The sequence below is a fragment of the Thiorhodovibrio winogradskyi genome, assembly GCF_036208045.1.
Lineage (GTDB): Bacteria > Pseudomonadota > Gammaproteobacteria > Chromatiales > Chromatiaceae > Thiorhodovibrio > Thiorhodovibrio winogradskyi.
Genome location: NZ_CP121472.1, coordinates 1991435 through 2012657, shown reverse-complemented (window position 1 = coordinate 2012657; position 21223 = coordinate 1991435). Strand labels below are relative to the sequence as shown.

The following is a 21223-nucleotide window of genomic DNA, read 5'->3' as shown; positions in this document are numbered from 1 at the left end:
TTCCAGGGGCCCGACACCATGAGCCCCAGCCCTGCCCTCCCTTCGTCGCCACGGGGACCCTTAAGCCTAGTCTCCATGCATGATGTCATGCCGGAAACCTTGAGGGTGGTCGAGCGAGCGCTGGCAACCCTGTCCAGCCTGGGGGTCCAGCCGGTCACACTGCTAGTGGTTCCTGGTCGCGACTGGTCCGCGCCTGACCTGACCCGATTGCGGGCCATCGCCGCTCAGGGTCATGAACTGGCTGCCCACGGCTGGCGGCACCAAGCCGAGCGTATCGGCGGTCTTTATCACCGCCTGCATGCCCTGTTTCTTTCCCGTACCGTCGCCGAGCATCTGGCGCTGGATGCCGATGGGATACTGGCGTTACTAAAGCGCAGCCAGGATTGGTTTATTCAGCAGGGATTCGCGCCACCGACCCTCTATGTGCCACCGGCCTGGGCCATGGGCGCTATCTCGCGCGCACGCTTGAGTGACGAGGGGCCCTTTGCGCGCTATGAGGTCTTCGGCGGCATCTACGAGGCGACCACCCAGGAATGGCGCCCGACTCCAATGCTTGGGTACGAGGCCGACACACCCGGTCGCGTGTTGCCATTGCAGCTATGGAACGCGCTCAATCGCCAGCGGGCGCGCACCGCCGGGGTCATCCGCATTGGCATCCATCCGCATGATCTGGACTACGCCCTCGCCAAGGATTTAAAGACCGATCTCCAAACGTTCAGCCGCTACGGCCGTTATGCCGGGCACTCGTCACGCGACTAGGAGCCTGCCAGTTCATGCCTGCCAGCTCAGCCCCAAGTGGCTTTGGCTTTGGCAGGCGACGAAGCTCATCGGCCACATCGCGGCTAAAATCCGCCAAGGCGGCACTCAGGGCCGCGACCTGCTGGGACACGCTGGCATTAGCGGGGAGGCGCTTGCGATAGCTGTCCTCGCGCATGCTCAGCACCTCTTGCGAGAAGGGATCGAGCACGGCCCAGCGCACCTTGAGCAGAGCCTGATCAGATGGACCCGCCTCGAAGGCCACCACCTCGGCCATCACGCGAAAATCGAGCTGCATGCGCAGTTCGCTCGGGAAGACCACAACACGACTCGTCTGCAGTAGCTGGGCCAGATTCTCAGCGAACACCCGCAGAAAATCGTCATCCAGACTCCCGCCCCAGCGATGGAATTCATCAAGCCTGAGCTGATGTCCACCCTGGCGCTGAACCACCTGCGGGCGATCAAGAAAGCGCGGAAAGCTCACCGGCCCGAGTCCCACCGCGAGCCGCCCGCCCTGAATGGCCTGGTCTCCCCCGTCTGGCCCACCAGCCATGGCCTCCAGGGTATAGAAGGCTGATGGGGGAGAACTAGCGCAGCTGCCAAGCAACCACGGCAGCGCGGCGATCATGAACAGTGCAGGAGCTATCCCTCGGGTTTGAGTTCCTCTCACCTGATTCATCCTGTTCCTCTCAGCGATGCCTCGGGATGAGGTTCGAGCGAATCCGCCAGCATTCCCGCGGCATGGGCCGCGGACTAAAACTCCCGTTACACGCGCACTGAACTATGCTGGCTTGCACCAACGGCGGGGCATATTGCAATGAATCACACTCGTGACAAAGGGACAGAGCCATGGCAGCGCCGGTGAAAACGCCATGCTGGTCCAACTGCTGGGCTTTTTGCGCAACCGGTTGCCACAGCCAAGGGCGCTTAACAGATTCTTGAGCAGGCCGCTGATGCAACCTGCCCTCCCGGCTGATGACAGATCAAGGACAGCCCCGACTCAGCAAGCTGCCACTCAGACTTCAGTCCGGCTCCACAGTGGTCAGTCCAACACTGAACCAATCCTGCATGCCACCGCGATACCATTTCATTTTTTCCACAGGATAGCCAATGGCATGGAGCGTTTTGATATTGATGGACGATTGCGGGCACCAGATGCCGTTGCAGAAAAACACCAGGGTCTTGGCATTCTCAAAGGACCAGGATTTGGTCTGTGGATTCTGCTTGGCGCCAAAGTCGTCGCTCAAAATGCGTACCAGCGAGTCCGCCGCGCTTGGCACCTCGAAGGTCTTGCCTCCTTCATGGTTGATTTTATTCCAGGGAATATTGACCGCGCCTGGAATGGTCCCCTGCATCACCCAGTCAGGCGTGCGCGAATCGACCACCAACACCTGTTCATCACCTTGGCTAACGCGCTGTAAATAGCCAAGCATGTCGATTTCGCCAATGGTTTCAACGCCGGGAACAACAACCATCGGCTGCACACAAAAAGGCGGGCAACCACGATCGGTCTTCTGATACATCTCCGGCAAGGTCGCATCGCGATCATGACCACGTTCAATAGTGATCGGCTCGCCCTTGTGCATGACCTCGACCGACTCAATGTCCGGGGTGATGCGATTGTCCGCCGCGCTCAATGTCATTGGCAGCAGCAAAGCCGCGATCATGCAGCCACCACGCCCGCTCGAAAAAGGTGCGATTGAAAGGGTTTTCATAGCGACAAATCTCCTTTGGTCAACAGCGAATGCGCATCATACGAGCCACCCTTGGGACGATGACGCTCTTGTATCAAGCCAAGCTCTCTTGGCGCGTCCAGCCAAGATCGCCATCTTATCAGCTTGGCTCTCCTCTCGCGCTCCAAGCCGCGCCTCGCCCCGGCGAACTCTCAAACTCGGGAGCCGCATGATGCATGGCAGCCGTCATCCTGACGGATGCTTCACTTCTTGGATCAGCGTATGGGGGAGAAGGAAGGGAAAAAAGCCAGACTATGAAAGGCCGGCAGGCAGGATGCGATGAGATGGGAAGGGACCGAGGAAAGAAAGTCCGCGAGCCAGGGAGGACTGTAGACCCTGGCTCGCGGTCAAGCCCGCGGAGGCTTTGACGCGTGCTTACCAGCGCGCACCACCACCACCACCACCACCACGAGCAGGGCGGTCGCTGCGTGGTTTAGCCTGATTGACGCGCAGCGGGCGGCCTTTCAGGGGGGTTTCATTCAGGGCTTTGATCGCGGTATCGGCTTCGGAATTGTTCGGCATCTCAACAAAGCCAAAACCTTTGGAATCACCGGTGAATTTGTCGGTGATCAAATTGGCGCTTTCCACTTGACCATAGGCGGCAAAGGTGTCGCGAAGTTCGTCTTGGGTGACGCCATAGGCCAGGTTGCCAACGTAAATATTCATCTATCGCTTTCTCTCTAAGGGACATTGCGCATCAAACTAAGAAGACTCCAGCCAGGCGATGCGCGGCCTGGTTGAAGAGCGTACGGCCTACCCCAGGAGGGTACGGCCGCGACTATTGGTGTTAACCTGATGTCAACCCTCGCTAGCGCACGGCACGTGGTGCCGCCGAGGATCTCGCTCGCGAGTGCTTGCGCCCGTGCGCACCAGCACCGGCGGGAGCCGAACCCGATGCCTGACGATGCGCCCGCGGGTGTCCCGCCTGTGCAGCACCAGGTCGCGGCTGGCGTGGCGCATGGCTGCGTGATCGGCCATCTGAAAAATCATCCTCGCTGGCAGAACTGGCCTTGCGATCCGAATAGCCGGCGATGGCCTGACTTTCGATACGGCGGCCAAGCAGACGCTCAATGCCGGCGAGCAGCGAACCTTCCTCTGGGCTGACCAGGGACACGGCAGTACCGCTTTCCCCGGCGCGCCCGGTGCGCCCAATGCGGTGCACATAATCCTCGGGCACATGGGGCAACTCAAAATTCACCACATGCGGTAAGCGCTCGATATCAAGCCCGCGCGCGGCAATATCCGTGGCGACCAGAGTACGCACCGCGCCGCGCTTAAAATCGGCCAGTGCGCGCGTGCGCGCACCCTGGCTTTTATTTCCATGGATGGCCGCGGCACTGATGCCGTCACGCTCAAGCTGCTGCGCCAGTCGGTTGGCGCCATGCTTGGTGCGAGTAAACACCAGCGTCTGGTCCCATCCGCCGCTGGAAATCAGGTGCGACAGCAACGCGCGCTTGTGGCCACGCTCAACCGGGTGGGCAAGTTGGCGCACCGTCTCGGCAGCCGTGTTACGGCGCGCGACCTCAATGCGCAAGGGATCATTGAGCAGACCAGTGGCGAGCTGCTCGATCTCGCGCGAGTAAGTCGCGGAGAACAATAAATTCTGGCGTTTGGCTGGCAGCAGCTTGAGCACCCGACGAATAGCTGGCATGAACCCCATGTCGAGCATGCGGTCGGCTTCATCAAGCACCAAGAGTTCGACCTGGCCCAAGTCTAGATTGCCTTGCCCCACGTGATCAAGCAGGCGCCCAGGGGTGGCAACCAAAATATCAACGCCACGGCGCAAGGCGGTAATTTGCGGCCCCATGCCAACGCCACCAAAAATCTGCAAGGCGCGCAATGGCAAATACTGGCCATAGGCATTGACGCTCTCACCCACCTGCGCGGCCAACTCACGGGTCGGCGTCAGTACCAAAGCACGCGGTCGCGGCGACCGGGCGTTGGCTTGCTGGCCGCTGAGGCTCAGACGTTGCAACAACGGCAAGGTGAAGGCCGCCGTCTTACCCGTGCCGGTTTGAGCGCCAGCCAGCACATCGCGGCCCGCAAGAATGGCGGGAATGGCTTGACTCTGGATGGGGGTGGGCTCGGTGTAGCCCCGCGCCACCAAGGCGCGCAGCAATTCGGCCGATAGGCCGAGATGGGAAAAAGGCATGAAAACTCCTGAAGATTCCCTAGATAAGGTATCGGGCTAGAGACTGGGTGGCCTACCCAGGGATTCAGGCTGGGCCGGTCTAGGCGGTGGGGTATGTGTTGGACTTGAGCCCGAAGCGGGCCATCAACGGGCAGGAGCCAAGGCAAAGACCGTGGCAATCATCCGCAAGACCAGGCGCGCCGACCGGAGGGCGCTACATCTGGACGAGTACGATACGCGAACGCGGCGGAAAAGCAAGGATAAAATCTCGAAGGCTGGCAGAGCGAGACAGCGGATCCCCTGATTTCTTACCTCCTTTTCCAGGCTTTGCCTGGCGCGGCACGATAGGTGAGGGTCACGGAACAAAATCAGTCTCCGGCGGCAAGCTCGAACGAATCGATGTCCCCAAGCGCGACACGACGATAAGGTGTTTCTCAAGGGTACGTTCGGCCAATTCCCGCACACGAAAATCCCCTTGCTCGCTGTCCGAGAATGTAAAGAACACCATTTTTGGCGAGCTGAGCGCGCCGGCTTGCAGATGAGCTTCGATCTTCGCAAGACGGGACTCCAGATTTTGCAAGCGACTTGCTTGCAACATCTCAAAATCCGCCAGCTCGGCTGACTCAGTGGTCTCCGCCGCCGACTTAAGCACCTGAGTAGAGCGAGGGGAGCGAGTGGTCGCGTTTGTTTTAGCGCTTGCAGGGTCGTCTGATGTCGGAACCGGCTCCGGGAGATCAAGCCGAAATGCATTGGCGAGGTATTCAGCCGCGGCCAGATCGCTATCGGCTTGCCGCGAACGCCCTTGCGTCCTGCCGCGCTCGGCCTGTTCGAGAAAGGCGTCCATTGAGTCGTCATGCTGCGAGACACCCGCGGCCATCGGGTCAGCCCCTGCTCGCGTCGCCTGCTTGAATCCCAGCCAATCCATGAGATTCAGATTGAACATCATACCGACGGACAGCGCTATGCCGAGGAACGATATTGCCGGGTGGGCCCCCTCATGGGTTTCCCGCTGCTTCATGAAAAGCGCGGCCCAGATGCCCACGCCGATGAATCCGAGGAAAACGGCCAAGATCCAATGCCAGCCCATATGGTGCAGGGCCGAGAGTATGCCCGCGGGGATCGCCAGAATGGCTACCACGGTCAGTACATCAGGTTCTAGGCTCTCGGCAACCGTGTCCGTGTTACCTGTGGTTCCCGTCTTATTCCTGGTGCTTTTCCGCGCTCCCCGCGCCTTCGATGAGTTGCGTCCCGATGTGCCCGCGCCGCGGCTCTCCCAGCGCTTCAGTCGCTGTTGACGCGCCTCTTTTGCACGCCCGCGGGCATTCGCGAATAGGGTCGCCAACTGGGACGTGTTGCCGCCGCGTTGAACTTTTCCAGTATCCGGGCACACCAGACGCTCGCCGATACGCACCGCCACCAGGGCCGCGCCCATGGCGACACAGTGCTTGGGATGCATCTTGCGCAGCAGTTTGTCGGAACCGAAGAGTTCCTCCATGGCCTGCTGCACCAGGGGGACCATGCTTGAACCGCCCGCCATCAGGACATAGTCCACATCCTCGGTGTCCAGACTGGCCTCTTTGAGTGCCTTGCGGGTAAGCTCAATGGAGCGCGTGACCAGGGGTTGAATCATCGTCTCGTACAGAGCGCGCGTGACTGTCTCCTCGACATCGACGAGGTAGTCGTCGGCGTCGCGCAGCAGACCGGGAACCACGATGTGGGCGCTATCGGCGGCGCTGAGGGTTTCCTTGGCGCGCTGGGCGGCACGCTCGAGCGCGGCCTGGAAGCGCAACCGGGTTTTTCCGGCTGGGTTTTCAGATCGATACCGTATTCCCTGCCAAGGCTCTGGGTGACTTGGTTGATACGCTCCTACCACCGGATCATCTAAAGCACGCAAGACCCGCCCGATGCGGCCACCGCGAGTGCAGGATGGCCGCGTCTGCCCGCCGCGGTCTCCGACTCCAAGCCTCTCGGTCCAGCCCCTGCCCATTGGCGTGGGTTGGCTTGCGATTGGCGCCAAGCCATCAAGCCTCGGCGATCTCTTTTGCTTGTTTTGCCTCTGATGCCTCTGACGCCCCGGGGGCTGACTCGCCCGCGTGCCCTTCCAGCAGCGACTCATCCGCTGGCGCGACATAGCCGCACTCCTTTTGCGGGCAGGCGAGCTGGGCGCCCTTGGACTTGGTCACCTTGAGGGTTAGCACCGGCCAGCCGCACTGTGGGCAGGGCTGGGCCAGGGGTTCGTTCCAAACCGCGTAGTCGCACTTGGGATAGGTGGAGCAGGAGTAGAACACCTTGCCGCGCCGCGAGCGCTTTTTCTGCAGGCTGCCCTTGTTGCATTTGGGGCAGGCGACCCCGGTCTCCTCGGGTTTTTCCAACGGCTCGATGTGACGGCACTTGGGGTAGCCGCTACAGCCGATGAACTTGCCATAACGCCCGCGTTTGATCTCCAGCGGCGAGCCGCAGTCGGGGCAGCCGCGCCCTTCGACCAGTTCAGGCTCCTTGGCCGCCGCGTCGCCGTCCTGATGCAAATCCCGGGTATAGCTGCAATCCGGGTAATTGGTGCAGCCAACAAACAACCCATTGCGCCCCAGCCGCTTGGACAGCTGGCCACCGCACTCGGGGCATTGTTCGTCCATGGCCTCCTGGGTCACATCGCTGCGCTGGACGTTTTCCTGGGTATCATCCACCCGCTCCTTGAACGCCTTCCAGAACTCTTCGAGCACTGGAATCCAGTCGCCCTCCCCGCGCGAGACGGCGTCGAGCGAATCCTCCAGCCGGGCGGTAAAGTCGTAATCCACATAGGAGGTGAAGTAGGCGGTCAGGAACTTGTTCACCACCCGCCCGACATCGGTCGGCATGAAGCGCTTGCTCTCAAGGGTCACATACTCGCGATCCTGCAGGGTGGAGATAATGGATGCGTAGGTCGAGGGCCGCCCAATGCCGAATTCCTCCAGCGCCTTGACCAGGGAAGCCTCCGAATAACGCGGCGGCGGCTCGGTGAAATGCTGCTCGGGGCGGATGGCGAGCAGATCGACCAACTCGCCAGTCTCGAGCGCCGGCAACATGCGTTCCTCGTCATCCTCGGCCTGCTTACTATCATCCCGGCCCTCGAGATAGACGCGCATGAAGCCAGGCTCGGCCACGGTGGAACCCGTTGCGCGAAAGCGAATCCCGGCCCCCTCCCCCTCGGGTGGATTCGGCCCGTCGGCGCTGAGCATAATGGCCACCTGATTGATCAGCGCATGGGCCATCTGACAGGCCAGGGTGCGCTTCCAGACCAGCTCATAGAGACGAAACTGCTCCTGGCTCAGGTGTGCCCGCACCGCCTTGGGCTCGCGGAAGATGGAGGTCGGGCGCACCGCCTCGTGCGCCTCCTGGGCGTTCTTGGCCTTGGTCTTATAAAGCCGCGGCTTCTCGGGCAGATGCTTGCTGTCATAGCGCTCGGCGACATAGGCGCGGATCTCGTCCAGGGCCTCCTGCGCCAGGTTGACCGAATCGGTGCGCATGTAGGTGATTAGGCCCACGGCCTCGCCACCCAAATCCACGCCTTCATAGAGCTGCTGAGCGACGCGCATGGTGCGCTGCGCGGTAAAGCCAAGCTTGCGCGCGGCCTCCTGCTGCAGGGTGGAGGTAATGAAGGGCGGCGCCGGATTGCGCTTGCGCTGCTTGCGCTCGACCTGATCGACATGCAGCTTGCCCGCGGCCGCCTCGGCGATGCGCCGCTCGGCATCCGCCGCCTGCTCGGCGGTGACAATGCTGAACTGCTCAATCTTCTCGCCGCCAAGCTCAACGAGCTTGGCGCTGAAGGGCTTGTTCTCGGTTTCGCCGTCCTTCGCCACATCGGCATCAATGCTCCAATACTCGCGGCTGACAAAGGCCTCGATGTCGTTCTCGCGTTCGCAGATCAGTCGCAGCGCCGGGCTTTGCACCCGCCCAGCGGACAGACCGCGACGAATTTTCTTCCACAACAGCGGCGAGAGATTAAAGCCCACCAGATAATCGAGCGCGCGCCTTGCCTGCTGGGCGTTGACTAGATCGACCGACAGCTCGCGCGGATTCGCCACCGCATCCTGTACCGCGTTTTTGGTGATCTCATTGAAGACCACCCTGTAGACCGGTCGCTGGCCGATTTGGCGGCGTTTCTTCAGGAGTTCATACAGATGCCAGGAGATGGCCTCGCCTTCGCGGTCTGGGTCGGTCGCGAGATAGAGCGCCTCGGCATTCTTAAGCTTCTTGGCGATGGCCTGGACGTGCTTTTCGTTGCGCTCGATCACCTGGTACTTCATCTCGAAGCCATGCTCGGGATCGACCGCGCCCTCCTTGGGCACCAGATCGCGCACATGGCCGTAGGAGGCCAGTACCTCGAACTCTTTGCCGAGATACTTCTCGATGGTCTTGGCTTTGGCGGGGGATTCAACGATGACCAGATTCATGACGCTTTGGATACGGGCTCAGGCTGGAGCAAAAGGATAGCCGCGCGACGGCGGCTGGTCCTTATCAGGAAAGACGATGCCGGCGCGCGCGTCAAGGGAGGGAAGCAAGATTTTCCACCTTCGCGCGCGGCGCATCGGCCCAGCAACCATGACGCGGCAAGTGTGGACAATAGCGGACAATGTCGGGCAATGGCGGGCAATGGATCAGGCCGCGCCCGCAGCAGGCTGGTCAGTGCAGATAAGCTGGGGCTTCCTCGTAGACCATGTCTTCCATCTGGAAGAAGGCCTGTTCCTGACCAGGGCGATTCATCAGCACCAGCAGGACGATCCACTTGAGTTCCTCGACCGAAACCAGGGCCTGACGGATAGCCAGGGCGCGGTCAATGACCAGCTCGCGGCTGACTGGATCGAGAATGCCGTTTTGTTCAAGAAACATCAGCAGACCACAACCCTCCACATCAAGCTTGCGCTGCTCGGGCTCGGTATAGACGCGTATCGATCCGCCGCTTGCGGGAACCCCATCGCCAGAGCTCATGCGGCTGGCGAGCTCGTCCAGCCAATGCAGTGCTTGCGCAATTTCCATGGTCCCGAAGCCGGCCTGACTGAGTTCCTGTTCGAGCTCATGCTGGTCGATGGGGCCGCTCTCCTCGCCGCTCTCCCCGGCGTTTTCATCACCGGCCATGTAGTTCTCAAACAGATAAATCAGGACGTCAACCATGGTTTCTGACATGCGACCACCTCGCTAATTGGGCTGCTTGGTCATTCTACCGGGAAGGACTACCCGCGGCGACTGAAAAAACTCTGCATCCTAAGATCAATCCAATCTCAGCACCGATCTCAGCACCGGCTAAAGCGGCCCCCGGGATGGGCACTCACCAACCCCTTGAGCTCCAGCAGCAGCAGAGTTGAAGACACCTCCCGCGCCGGCATCTGACTGCGCTGAATAAGCTCATCGGGTGTCATGGGATCATAGCCGAGCAGCTCCAGCAGCCTTTGTTGTTCCGCATCGAGGTGATCGGCACCGGGCATCTGTTCGAGATGACCCGCTGCCGTCACGGGACTGGGAGAGGCGCTGGGAGAGGCATTGGCAAACTCCGTGAGTGGCTTAAGCTGTGGTAGCAATTCCTCAAGCAGCTGGTCGATGCTGTCAACCAGCTTGGCGCCGTCGCGAATGAGCGCATGGCAACCACGCGCCAGCGGATTGTGAATGGAGCCTGGAATCGCAAAGACTTCGCGTCCCTGCTCGACGGCTTGACGCGCCGTGATCAGCGAGCCGCTGCGCGGTGCCGCCTCGGTGACCAATACCCCCAGGCTCAAACCGCTGATAATGCGATTGCGCCGCGGAAAGTGACTGCTGTGCGGCCCCACGCCCGGCGCAAACTCGGTCACCAGGGCACCAGCCTCCATGATGCGGCGGGACAACTCGCGATTGCTCTGGGGGTACACTCGATCCGGCCCGGTTCCTAGCACAGCGATGGTGCGCCCAGTGGTCAACGCCCCTTGATGCGCGGCAGCGTCAATCCCCATGGCCAAGCCGCTGGTAATCACCAAACCCAAGCGGGCCAGCGCAGCCGCGAACTCGCGTGTGGTCTGGGCACCACTTGCGGTTGGATTGCGGCTGCCGACGATGCCCAGCTGGGGCTCACGCAGAAGCCTCTGATCACCGACGCCAAACAATAAAGGTGGCGCGCTGGCAATTTCAGCCAATCTGGGAGGATAAGCGGGGTCCGAGCGCCCGAGCAGCCAGGCATTTTCGGTTTCATCAGCCCAGCGAAGAATCTGATCAACTCGTTGCCAATCTGGCCGCGCGAGCTCGGCGAGGCTGTCCGCCGGCAGGCGCAGATCACGCCACAAGCGCTCACCCGCCGCCAGCGCCGCCTGGGCACTGCCGCAGCGGGACAACAACTGGCCAATGCGCCGCGGGCCAAGCCCCCGGGACTGCACCAGCGCGATCAGGGCGCGCAGCTCAGCGGCCATGGACTCCGCACTGGCGGCGCTCCTAGGCGCCGTCATGCGCAACAAGCAGGCAGCAAGGGAAGGCCGGGCCTATTGCGGCGGCGCCGAAACTGGATTGCCGACATGGATCGCCGCCTTGGCACTCATGATGAGCGCGAAACTCACCCGGGGGAAAGTTCTGAAGACCATTGCCGTTCCCACCGGCCAGAAGGGAACCACATAATCCTCTGTCTTGTTGCGTGCTTCCACATGCAAAGGCAGTGGCGCGTTGTCATCGAGCTTGTTTCGCAGCCAGCCGGTGACCTCCCAATCGCCGTACCAAAAATCCGTTGTTAACGGACTCTGGTTGCGCCAGTTCCATTCGTCCTTGCGCGATTTGACCCTGTCACGCTCGACATGGCCACCTCGGTAGACGCCAAAGACATCGCCGACTTGAACGTCATCCTGGCTGCCACGATCAACCACCACCACATCATACTGTCCAATCTGCGACACCCCATTGAGCACCGAGATAATATGCCCGCTGATCGCATCGCTGACTGGGCGCGGGAGAAAGGCGCGGATAGGCTCCTCTTCCTCGGCTGGACGCAGCCGATCCCCTGGCGTCGTCTGCAGGGCCATCCGGGTGATTTTCAGCGTGGCGGGATCACCGCTTTGCACCAGTTCCGCGCCGCCAACATAGGCGACCTCAAAGCCCAAACGCTCACCGCTTTCATAGTCGCGGAACTCCTCGGACGGGCGCAAAATCTCCCAACGGGTGCCAGGCTCGGCGAAAATACTGCGCACAAAGATGGTATCTCCGACTCCGGCCACGGCACGATCATCAGGAAAACCAACCACATAGGGCGCGGCATTGATTTGCTCCTCATCCGCCACCACAGGGCGCGACAGGAAAGGGCCGATCGCACTCACCGGAATGGTCGGAATGGCGGCATCGAGTTGTTCGGAACGCACCCGCGGCTTGAGCCGGACCACGCGCATTCCACCCTCTACCCGCACCCGCGGCGCGCCCCCATGGTAAGTGACAGTCAGCACATCTCCCGGGTAAATGAAATTCGGGTTGGCAACTCCCGGGTTTTCCTGCCAAATATCACGCCAGCGCCAAGGCGCGTCGAGATAACGCGCGGCAATGCTCCAAAGCGTATCGCCCGGCTGGACGGTATAACGCTCGGGATGATCTGGGCGCAGCTCGACCGCCATGGCGGTCGCGGTGATCGACAAGCCGGCAACCAGCAGCGCGGCTGCCGAGGCAGCCGACATTGAACCCAGTTTTGAGCCCAATCTTGAGCTCAACCCTGAGCCCAATCGGGCACCCAGCAGGGAAGAACGGACCCAAGTCAGCCCGCGATGAACCACTCGCCGAATTTCTCGCAACATGACGCCTCCTGACGCTGTTTGATCGCCCGGCCAGAATCGCGGCCGGAACCTGACTCAATGCCTCGCTTGCCCATTTTCATCATGGTGTATCATGTCGATATTAGTCATTGAGAGCCAATCTTACCAGCTATCTTAAGAAAAGAGTTCAACTCCATGGCGAAACTCGAAATCCTAACCTTTCCCGATGCCCGTTTACGACACCGCGCCGAGCCGGTCGAGCAGGTCGACGCGCGCGTGCGGCGCATTGTCGATGATATGCTCGAAACCATGTATGCCGCGCCCGGAATCGGCCTGGCCGCCATTCAGGTCGGCATTGCCAAGCGCATTGTGGTGATCGATATTTCGGAAAACCACAATCAACCCGTGGTCTTGATCAACCCAGAGATTCTCGGCCGCGAGGGCGAGGAGGAAATGGAAGAAGGCTGCCTGTCGGTGCCTGGCCAGTTCGAGACCGTGCGTCGCGCCGAGCGCGTGCGGGTACGCGCGCTCAACCGCGACGGCGAGCCCTTTGAGCTGGAAACCGGCGGGTTGCTCGCCGTCTGCATTCAGCACGAGGTGGACCACCTCGAGGGCAAGCTGTTTGTCGATTATCTCTCCAGCCTCAAACGCCAGCGCATCCGGCGCAAACTCGAGAAGGATCAGCGCGCTCCGCGCCACGCCCCACCACGCAATGCCGCCACCGCCCGCCAGCAGGCGGTCGTCTGAGCCCTGTGTGATCCCTTATGTGATCCCTCTGTGATTCATGGGCGCCGCTGGCGCCCAAAGCCTATCGACTCCATGCCCTCATCCCACCCACCCCTGCTGTTCGCCGGCACGCCGGAATTCGCCGTGCCCGCGCTCAAGGCCCTGCTTGCCGCCGGCTATCCGATCGCGGCCGTTTACACCCAGCCAGACCGCCCCGCCGGGCGCGGACGCAAGCCGCGGCCAAGCCCGGTCAAAGAGGCAGCGCTCGCTGCCGGATTGACCGTGGAGCAGCCCAGCACGCTAAAAGATCAGACTGTCCTAGAGCACCTGAGCGGCCATGGCGCCGCGCTGATGGTGGTCATTGCCTACGGCCTGCTGCTCCCCCGCGCGGTTCTCGAGGCACCCAGGCTCGGCTGTCTGAACATCCACGCATCCCTGCTGCCGCGCTGGCGCGGGGCCGCCCCCATCCAGCGCGCCATCCTCGCCGGCGACAGCCGCACCGGCGTGGAACTGATGCGGATGGATGCGGGGCTGGACACCGGCCCCATCTTCGCGCGGCGAGAAACCGCCATTGGCCCGACGGACACCGGGCGCAGTCTGCATGACCGTCTCGCCATCCTCGGCGCCGACCTCCTGATCGACAACCTGCCGGCCATTCTCGCGCAACAGCTTCAGCCCCAACCGCAACCGGAAACGGGCGCCTGCTACGCCCATAAGCTCCGCAAGGAGGAGGCGCTGATCGACTGGACCCAAAGCGCGGCTGAAATAGACCGACGCATTCGCGCCTTCAACCCCTGGCCAGTCGCCCAGACCCGCCTGGGCGAAGAGGCCATCCGACTGTGGGCAGCCACGCCAGAGGCGCAACAGGGCGCAAGGGAACCCGGCACCGTTCTAAGCGCCGACAAAACCGGCATCCTGGTGGCGACCGGCGACGGTGCCCTGCGCATCGGCGAGCTTCAGCCAGCAGGCAAGCGCGCCATGTCAGCGGCGGATTTTCTAAATGCCAGGCAGATTCATGGCGCGCGCCTTGGCTAAGCCGACAACCACCAGTACCCGTCCCCGTCGCCCACAGCATCCCGAGCCCGCAACCACCCCGGGGGCGCCAGTGCGGGCCGCGGCTGCCCAGGTCCTGACCCAGGTTCTGGCACAGGGACGCTCGCTGACCGCTGCCCTGGCAGCCCATGAGGAGCATGCGTGCGCCCAGGAGTCGCTGCCAGCGCGCGACCTGCCACTGCTGCGGGAACTCTGCTTTGGCGTCCTGCGCGCCCTGCCGCGCCTCGACGCCCTGATCGACATCCTCTTGCGACATCCGCTCAAAGCGCGCGATCAGGACCTGCGCTGCCTGCTGCGCCTTGGGCTCTATCAGCTCGACGCCCTCGCACTGCCCGAACATGCCGCGGTTTCGGCCACGGTCGGGGCCAGCGCCAACTTGGACAAGCCTTGGGCGCGCGGACTTCTCAACGCCACCCTGAGGCGCTTTGTGCGCGAACGCGCCGAGCTTTGCGCGCGCATCGAACAGGAGGAGACAGCCCGCACCCTCTTCCCCCCCTGGCTGCTCGGGCGCCTGCGCACGGCCTGGCCCGACCATTGGCGAGAGCTGGTCGCGGCCAGCAACGCCCGGGCGCCCATGTTCTTGCGCGTGAACCGCCTGCGCACCACGACGGAAAGCTATCGCGCGCACCTCCACGCGGCAGGCATCGAGGCCTCCCTGCTCGATGGCTACCCAGACGGACTCCAATTGCAGGTCCCCATGCCGGTCAGTCTATTGCCCGGCTTTCGCGAGGGGCTGGTGTCGGTGCAGGATGCCGGGGCTCAGCGAGCCGCGGCCCTGCTTGGCGCTGAACCCGGCCAAAGGGTGCTGGACGCTTGCGCGGCGCCCGGCAACAAGAGCGCGCACCTGCAAGAACTCACCGGCAATCAACTGCAACTCACCGCGCTGGAGAAGGACAAGGCGCGTCTGCAAAGCCTGGCCGCCAACCTAGGGCGCCTGCACTTGCACGCTGACATCCGCCAGGCCGACGCCACCAAGCCTTGCGGCAACTGGGCCGAACAGCGCTATGACCGCATTCTGCTCGACGCGCCCTGCTCCGGCACCGGAGTCATTCGCCGCCATCCGGATATCAAGTGGCTCAGGCGCGATCAGGATATCGCCGCATTGGCCGACACCCAGGCACGGCTGCTCGATACCCTCTGGCCGCTGCTCAAGCCCCAAGGACGGCTGCTCTATGTGACATGTTCCCTGTTACCAGAAGAAAATACGCAGCAAATCGCCGCTTTTTTGACGCGACATCCCGATGCCCGGGAAACTAAAATCCCCGCCGACTGGGGCCTGGAATGCCCATGTGGCCGCCAACTCCCGCCTAGCGCCGATGGCGGTGACGGATTCTTCTTCGCCCAACTGGTCAGGGAATGAAAGACACACAGGCACAAATGCAGACCCCTTTGGCTAGCACCCGCGCGAACCGGAATCGCGCCCGCGCTCGTGGGCAAAAGCGGCCAATCATCCACCTGCTCATCCGAGCGCTTGTCCTGCTAAGCGTCTTCTCCGCGCTCAGCGCGCCTATCCCCGCCAGCGCCGATTTCAAAGTGCTCGAGGCCAGCACCCGGCTCGAGGACGACCATTTCATGCTCGACGCCCGCATTGATTATCGGTTTAGCGACAAGGCGCTCGAAGCACTCAGCAATGGCGTGCCCCTGACCCTGGTCGTGCATGTGCGCGTGCGCCCGGACAAGGCCAGGCTCTGGACCGACAGTCTGGTCGATCAGTCTTTCCGCTACCGCATCCGCTTCAAGCCGCTGTCGGAGTCCTATCTGGTCACCCAACTGCCCGGCACCGACGGGCGCAGCTATGTCAGCCGCGACGCGGCCATTGATGCCCTGGGTGACATCCGCGATCTCCACCTGCTTGATCGCGGCCGCCTGGAGCCTGGCATCGACTACCAGGTACAGATTCGCGTCTCGCTCGATGTCGAACGCCTGCCGCTGCCACTGCGGCCCACGGCCTATCTGCATCCTGCCTGGAAGCAGGCCAGCGACTGGACGCGCTGGCCGCTGCGGCCCTGAACTGGCCGAGCACCCAGTCTCCGCCATGGCCCGCAAGCGCCCACGCCTGATTCCAACCGGCACCATCGGTATCGGCGCCCTGCTGCTGGTGCTGCTGGTGGCGCTCGACCTGATGAGCAACGCGGTCCAGAACTCCGAGAGCCTGAGCCGCATTTTCGTGCCTCTGCTGTTTCTGGTTCTAATCGGGCTCATGGTGCTGGCCGTCACCGTGGTGGTCAGCATTATCCGCTTGATCGGGGGCTATCGCCGCCAAGCCGCAGGCTCGCGTCTGACCGCGCGCATGCTGGCGCTCTTTGCCCTCATCTCCCTGCTGCCGGTCGGGGTGGTTTATTACTACTCCCTCGGCTTTCTGCTGCGCGGCATTGACAGCTGGTTCGATGTCGAGATCGACCAGGCGATGGAGAACGCCATCACGCTCAATCAAGCCTCGCTTGATCTCAACCAGCGGGTGATGATGCGCTATGCGACGCAATTACTCGCCGGCATTGAGGATCGCTCGACCACGGCGCTGACGCTGTCGCTTGGGCAATTACGCCGCCAGGCCGGCGCCCAGGAGCTGACCGTCTTTGATGCCTCGGGCAAGGTCATGGGCACCGCCAATGACGATCCGATCCAGCTGGTGCCGGATCAGCCCGAGCGCAAGCTGATGCAAAGCGTTCGCGCGGGCGAGGACTATGTCGGACTCGAGACGACCCAGGACAATCAACTCCAAATCCGCGTGCTGGTCAACGATCCCCGCGCCCGTCCCCTGATTCTGCAGGCCATTTTCCCCACCTCCGCGCGCATCAGCGAACTAGCCGCGCAGCTCGAGGACGCTTATAACCGCTACACCGAGCTGTCCTATCTGCGCAAATCGCTGAAATTCAGCTTTTCCCTGACGCTCTCCCTGGTGCTGGTGTTCGGCCTGATGGCGGCGCTGCTGGCGGCTTTTCGCACCGCGCGGCGGCTGGTGGCACCCATCGCCGATATCGCGCGTGGGACCCGGGCAGTCGCCTCGGGCGACTACGACCAGCAACTCCCCCTGCCCACGCATGATGATGAACTTGCCTTTCTGGTTTCGTCCTTCAACGCCATGACCCAAAGGGTGGCACAGGCACGCGATGCCGCCGCCCGCAGCCAACAGGAGGTGGAAGAGCAACGCGCCTATCTGCAAACTGTCTTGGGGCGCCTGTCCTCGGGCGTGCTGGCGTTCGATCAGGAACTCCGTCTCACCACCAGCAACCCGGCCGCTCGGCGGATTCTGCGCCTGGGGCCGCCGCTCGAGGACTCGCCATCGCTTGATGAGCTCGAATCCCGGCACCCCTGGCTCGGTCACTGGGCGGAGACCCTGAGACGGCAGTTCACCAAGACGGCCGATTGGCGCGAGCAAGTGACCCTCTTCGGTGGCGAGGGGCGCCAGGTGCTGATGTGCCGCGGCAGCCGGCTGCCGGTCTCTGGCACCGAGGCAAGCGGCTATGTGCTGGTGTTCGACGACATCACCGAACTCATCCGCGCCCAGCGCGATGCCGCCTGGGCCGAAGTGGCGAGACGTCTGGCTCATGAAATCAAGAATCCGCTCACCCCGATCCAGCTCTCGGCCGAGCGCCTGCGCCACAAACTGCTGAAAAAACTCGACGAACAAGATGCCCGCATCGTTGACCGCTCAACCACCACTATCGTGGCACAGGTCGAGGCCATGAAGGCCATGGTGAACGACTTCAGCAGCTACGCGCGTTCCCCAGAGATTCAGCACGAGCCCTTCGAGATCGATGCGCTCATCCGCGATGTCCTCGAACTCTATCGCGGCGGGGCCGCGCCCATTGAGGCACAACTCCAAGCAACGGGGGCGCGCATTCGCGGTGATTCCAAACGCTTGCGACAGGTCATGCACAATCTGCTCAAAAACGCGATCGAGGCACTGGAAACCACCGCGGAGCCTCGGATCATAGTGCGCTCCAGCATTCGCCATGACCTTGAGAATCCCGCCGTCATGATTGATGTCGAGGATAATGGCGAAGGATTTCACCAAGACCTGCTGGAAAACGCCTTCGAGCCCTATGTCACCAGCAAGACCAAGGGCACCGGCCTCGGACTGGCAATCGTCAAGAAGATCATCGAGGAACATGGCGGTATCATTGTGGCGCAGAATACGCCGCAAGGCGCACGAATCCGCGCCCAGATTCCAGTGTGGCGGGAGCCGGGACCGCGCGAGGCCCCGGTCTCAAACGCCAGCCCCAGCGCGGCAACATCCGCCCCCTCCACCCAAAAAGCCGCCGCGCCGGCCCAGTCACCAACACCTGCTTCAATCGCGGCACCACCGCCAACGTCCGCGGAGACACCATGAGCGCGCACCACATTTTTGTTGTCGACGACGAGCCCGATATCCGCGAGACGGTCAAGGACATTCTTGAGGATGAAGGCTTTGTCGTCATCGCCGCCGAGAATGCCGAGGCCGCCCGTCACGCGCTGCGCGAGCGCCGCCCGGACCTCATGCTGCTCGACATCTGGATGCCCGATCTCGACGGCATCAGCCTACTGAAGGAATGGGCCGAGGACGGCGATGGCCTGCCCTGCCCCATCATCATGATGTCCGGCCACGGCACCGTGGAGACGGCGGTCGAGGCCACCCGACTCGGCGCCTATGACTTCCTGGAAAAGCCGCTGTCCATGGCCAAGCTGCTACTCACCGTGGAGCGCGCGCTCGAGGCCGACAAGCTGGTCAAAGAAAACGTCGGTCTGCGCCGACGCACGCCCCTGGTGCACGAGCCTGTCGGACGCTCGGCCGTCATGCAACGCCTGCGCGAGCAGGTCAAGCGCATCGCCCAACACGACACCTGGGTACTCATCACCGGCGAGCCCGGCTCCGGGCGCGAGACCTTCGCGCGCTTCTTGCACTCCCAGAGCGGGCGCAAGGAACGCCCCTTTGTCGATTTGGGTACCTCGGCCCTCACCCGCGGCAATGCCGCGCGCGAACTCTTCGGCAGCGAGGAAAACGGGCGCATTCACTATGGCAGCCTGGAACAGGCCGCGGGTGGCACCCTGCTCCTTGACGAGGTGGCCGACATGGACCTTGAAGCCCAGGGACAGTTGCTCGGCGCGCTCGATACCGGTTCCTTTCTGCGCGTCGCCGGCAGCGAGCCGGTCCCCATCGATGTGCGCATTGTTGCCGCCACTCAACGCGATCTCAAGGAAGATGTCCAGTCCGGCCATTTTCGCGAGGATCTTTTCTATCATCTCAATGTCGTTCCACTACACATCCCACCGCTGCGCGAACATCCGGAAGACATCCCCGACCTGCTCAACCACTATGTCGATTTCTTTGCCGCGCATGAAAAACTCAGCTACCGCCGCTTTAGCGTTGGCGCGCAAAATTTTTTACGCAACTACAGCTGGCCCGGCAATATCCGCGAACTGAAAAACCTAGTTCAGCGGCTACTCATCCTCGGCGCCGGTGATGAAATCACCTTAAGCGAGGTTGAAGCCGCGCTAGGCAACACGCCCGTTGTCTCAGTCCAACCAGTCGAGGGCATGGTCTCCTTCGACCAGCCATTGCGCCAGGCACGCGAGTTGTTCGAGAAAGCCTACCTCGACTACCAACTCGAAAAGCACAACGGCAATGTCAGCAAAATGGCCAAGGAGGCCGGCATGGAGCGCACCCATCTGTACCGTAAACTGCGCTCGCTGGGCATCGAGATCAAGGAGCGGCGGTGAAAATCATCATCCTAGGCGCCGGCCAGGTCGGCAGCTCGGTCGCGGCCAATCTGGTCAACGAAGCGAACGACATCACAGTGGTCGACCTCGACCCCATCCGCCTGCGCGAACTGCAGGATCGCTTCGACCTGCGCACCCTTGAGGGTCATGGCGCCCATCCGGACGTGCTCACGCGCGCCGGCGCGGAGGATGCCGACATGATCATCGCCGTCACCAACAGCGACGAAACCAACATGGTCGCCTGCCAGGTGGCCTATACACTCTTTCACACACCCACCAAGATTGCCCGGGTGCGCGCGCCAAGTTTTTTGGAGCAGGAAAAGCTTTTCGACGGCAGCGCCTTTCCCATCGATGTGCGCATTAGCCCGGAACAGCTGGTCACTGACTATGTGATGCGCTTGATCGAACACCCGGGCGCTCTGCAGGTGACGGATTTCGCCGAGGGGCGCGTGCGCCTGGTCGCGGTACGCGCCTACTACGGAGGCCCACTGGTCGGTCACGAGCTGCGCACGCTGCGCGATCACATGCCGCATATCGAGAGCCGAGTTGCCGCCATCTACCGCCAGGACAGGGCCATTCATCCCGAAGGCGACACAGTGATCGAGGCCGATGACGAGGTCTTTTTCATCGCCGCGCCCAAGCACATCCGCTCGGTGATGAGCGAGCTCAGACGGCTGGAAAAGCCCTACAAACGCCTGATCTTTGCCGGCGGCGGGAACATTGGCACACGGCTCGCACGTGCACTCGAGCCGCACTACCGCGTCAAGGTCATTGAGCGCGACCTCGCCCGCTGCCGCCAGATTGCCGAAACACTAGAGCGCACCATTGTGCTGCATGGCGACGCGGCCGATGAAGAGCTGCTGCTGGAGGAGAACGTCGCCGATACCGATGTATTCTGCGCAGTGACCAACGACGACGAGGCCAATATCCTCTCCGCCATGCTTGCCAAGCGCCTGGGCGCGCGCAAGGCCATGGCGCTGATCAACCGCCCGGCCTATGTGGATCTGGTGCAAAGCGGCCCCATCGACATCGCCATCTCTCCGCAGCAAGCCACCATTGGCAGCCTGCTGCGCCACGTGCGCCGTGGCGACGTGGTCATGGTCCACTCGCTCCGCCGCGGGGTAGCTGAAGGCATCGAGGCCATTGCCCATGGGGACGCCAACTCAAGCAAAGTTGTCGGCCGCCCAATCGAAGACATCCGCCTACCCAAGGGCACCACCATCGGCGCCATCGTGCGCGGTAACCAGGTGCTGATTGCCCACCACGACCTAGTCATCGAATCCGACGATCACGTCATTCTGTTCATTCAGGATCGCCAGCGCGTTCCCGAGGTCGAAAAGCTGTTTCAGGTGGGCGTTACCTTTTTCTAACAGACTTGATCATACGGCGCTGTCAGCCGCGAT

At 62.3% G+C, this 21223-nt stretch carries 17 protein-coding genes; 8 read left to right on the top strand and 9 right to left on the bottom strand.

Features of this window, described 5'->3' with window-relative positions; all coding sequences use genetic code 11:
- Positions 1-87 precede the first annotated feature (87 nt).
- Positions 88-759 carry a polysaccharide deacetylase family protein gene (locus Thiowin_RS08990; protein WP_408034183.1) on the top strand — a complete coding sequence of 224 codons (672 nt, stop codon included), beginning with the start codon at positions 88-90 and terminating at the stop codon, positions 757-759.
- On the opposite strand, the gene Thiowin_RS08985 is transcribed toward Thiowin_RS08990, so the two are convergent.
- The 9 genes from Thiowin_RS08985 to Thiowin_RS08945 all read right to left on the bottom strand — a co-directional run bounded on the left by Thiowin_RS08985 (position 716) and on the right by Thiowin_RS08945 (position 12266).
- Positions 716-1426, bottom strand: coding sequence for a PqiC family protein (locus Thiowin_RS08985; RefSeq protein WP_328987391.1), 711 nt, complete (start codon positions 1424-1426; stop codon positions 716-718). The genes Thiowin_RS08990 and Thiowin_RS08985 overlap by 44 nt on opposite strands.
- A 352-nt stretch (positions 1427-1778) precedes the next feature.
- The gene (locus tag Thiowin_RS08980; protein ID WP_328987390.1) at positions 1779-2471 is read right to left on the bottom strand and encodes a rhodanese-like domain-containing protein; all 693 of its coding nucleotides are present in this window, start codon (positions 2469-2471) and stop codon (positions 1779-1781) included.
- Positions 2472-2864: 393 nt separating this feature from the next.
- Complete coding sequence (locus Thiowin_RS08975) at positions 2865-3155, bottom strand: RNA recognition motif domain-containing protein (protein WP_328987389.1); 291 nt, start codon at positions 3153-3155, stop codon at positions 2865-2867.
- A gap of 142 nt (positions 3156-3297) precedes the next feature.
- Positions 3298-4641, bottom strand: coding sequence for a DEAD/DEAH box helicase (locus Thiowin_RS08970; protein WP_328987388.1), 1344 nt, complete (start codon positions 4639-4641; stop codon positions 3298-3300).
- A 334-nt stretch (positions 4642-4975) separates the two neighbouring features.
- Positions 4976-6409, bottom strand: a complete 1434-nt coding sequence (locus Thiowin_RS08965; protein ID WP_328987387.1) for an Hsp70 family protein — start codon at positions 6407-6409, stop codon at positions 4976-4978.
- Positions 6410-6641: 232 nt separating this feature from the next.
- Positions 6642-9050 carry a type I DNA topoisomerase gene (gene topA / locus Thiowin_RS08960; RefSeq protein ID WP_328987386.1) on the bottom strand — a complete coding sequence of 803 codons (2409 nt, stop codon included), beginning with the start codon at positions 9048-9050 and terminating at the stop codon, positions 6642-6644.
- Positions 9051-9279: 229 nt separating this feature from the next.
- Positions 9280-9780, bottom strand: coding sequence for a DUF494 family protein (locus Thiowin_RS08955; RefSeq protein ID WP_328987385.1), 501 nt, complete (start codon positions 9778-9780; stop codon positions 9280-9282).
- A 107-nt stretch (positions 9781-9887) separates the two neighbouring features.
- Positions 9888-11063, bottom strand: a complete 1176-nt coding sequence (gene dprA, locus Thiowin_RS08950; protein WP_328987384.1) for a DNA-processing protein DprA — start codon at positions 11061-11063, stop codon at positions 9888-9890.
- Positions 11064-11096: 33 nt separating this feature from the next.
- Positions 11097-12266, bottom strand: a complete 1170-nt coding sequence (locus Thiowin_RS08945; protein ID WP_328987383.1) for a LysM peptidoglycan-binding domain-containing protein — start codon at positions 12264-12266, stop codon at positions 11097-11099.
- Between the two features lie 270 nt (positions 12267-12536).
- On the opposite strand from Thiowin_RS08945, the gene def reads away from it, so the two are divergent.
- The 7 genes from def to trkA all read left to right on the top strand — a co-directional run bounded on the left by def (position 12537) and on the right by trkA (position 21190).
- A complete protein-coding gene (gene def / locus Thiowin_RS08940) occupies positions 12537-13088 on the top strand; it encodes a peptide deformylase (protein ID WP_328987382.1) in 552 nt (183 codons plus the stop codon).
- 72 nt (positions 13089-13160) lie between these two features.
- Positions 13161-14102, top strand: coding sequence for a methionyl-tRNA formyltransferase (fmt, locus tag Thiowin_RS08935; protein ID WP_328987381.1), 942 nt, complete (start codon positions 13161-13163; stop codon positions 14100-14102).
- Positions 14068-15480 (top strand): 16S rRNA (cytosine(967)-C(5))-methyltransferase RsmB, encoded by a 1413-nt coding sequence (gene rsmB, locus Thiowin_RS08930; protein WP_328987380.1) that lies wholly within the window; start codon positions 14068-14070, stop codon positions 15478-15480. Before fmt ends, rsmB begins: the two co-directional genes overlap by 35 nt.
- Positions 15481-15497: 17 nt before the next feature.
- A complete protein-coding gene (locus Thiowin_RS08925) occupies positions 15498-16130 on the top strand; it encodes a DUF4390 domain-containing protein (RefSeq protein WP_328987379.1) in 633 nt (210 codons plus the stop codon).
- A 25-nt stretch (positions 16131-16155) separates the two neighbouring features.
- Positions 16156-18453, top strand: coding sequence for an ATP-binding protein (locus tag Thiowin_RS08920; protein WP_328987378.1), 2298 nt, complete (start codon positions 16156-16158; stop codon positions 18451-18453).
- Positions 18450-19820 (top strand): sigma-54-dependent transcriptional regulator, encoded by a 1371-nt coding sequence (locus Thiowin_RS08915; RefSeq protein ID WP_328987377.1) that lies wholly within the window; start codon positions 18450-18452, stop codon positions 19818-19820. Before Thiowin_RS08920 ends, Thiowin_RS08915 begins: the two co-directional genes overlap by 4 nt.
- Entirely contained in the window at positions 19817-21190 is a 1374-nt protein-coding gene (trkA, locus tag Thiowin_RS08910) for a Trk system potassium transporter TrkA (protein ID WP_328987376.1), read from the top strand. The genes Thiowin_RS08915 and trkA overlap by 4 nt, the downstream gene beginning before the upstream one ends.
- Positions 21191-21223: the final 33 nt, after the last annotated feature.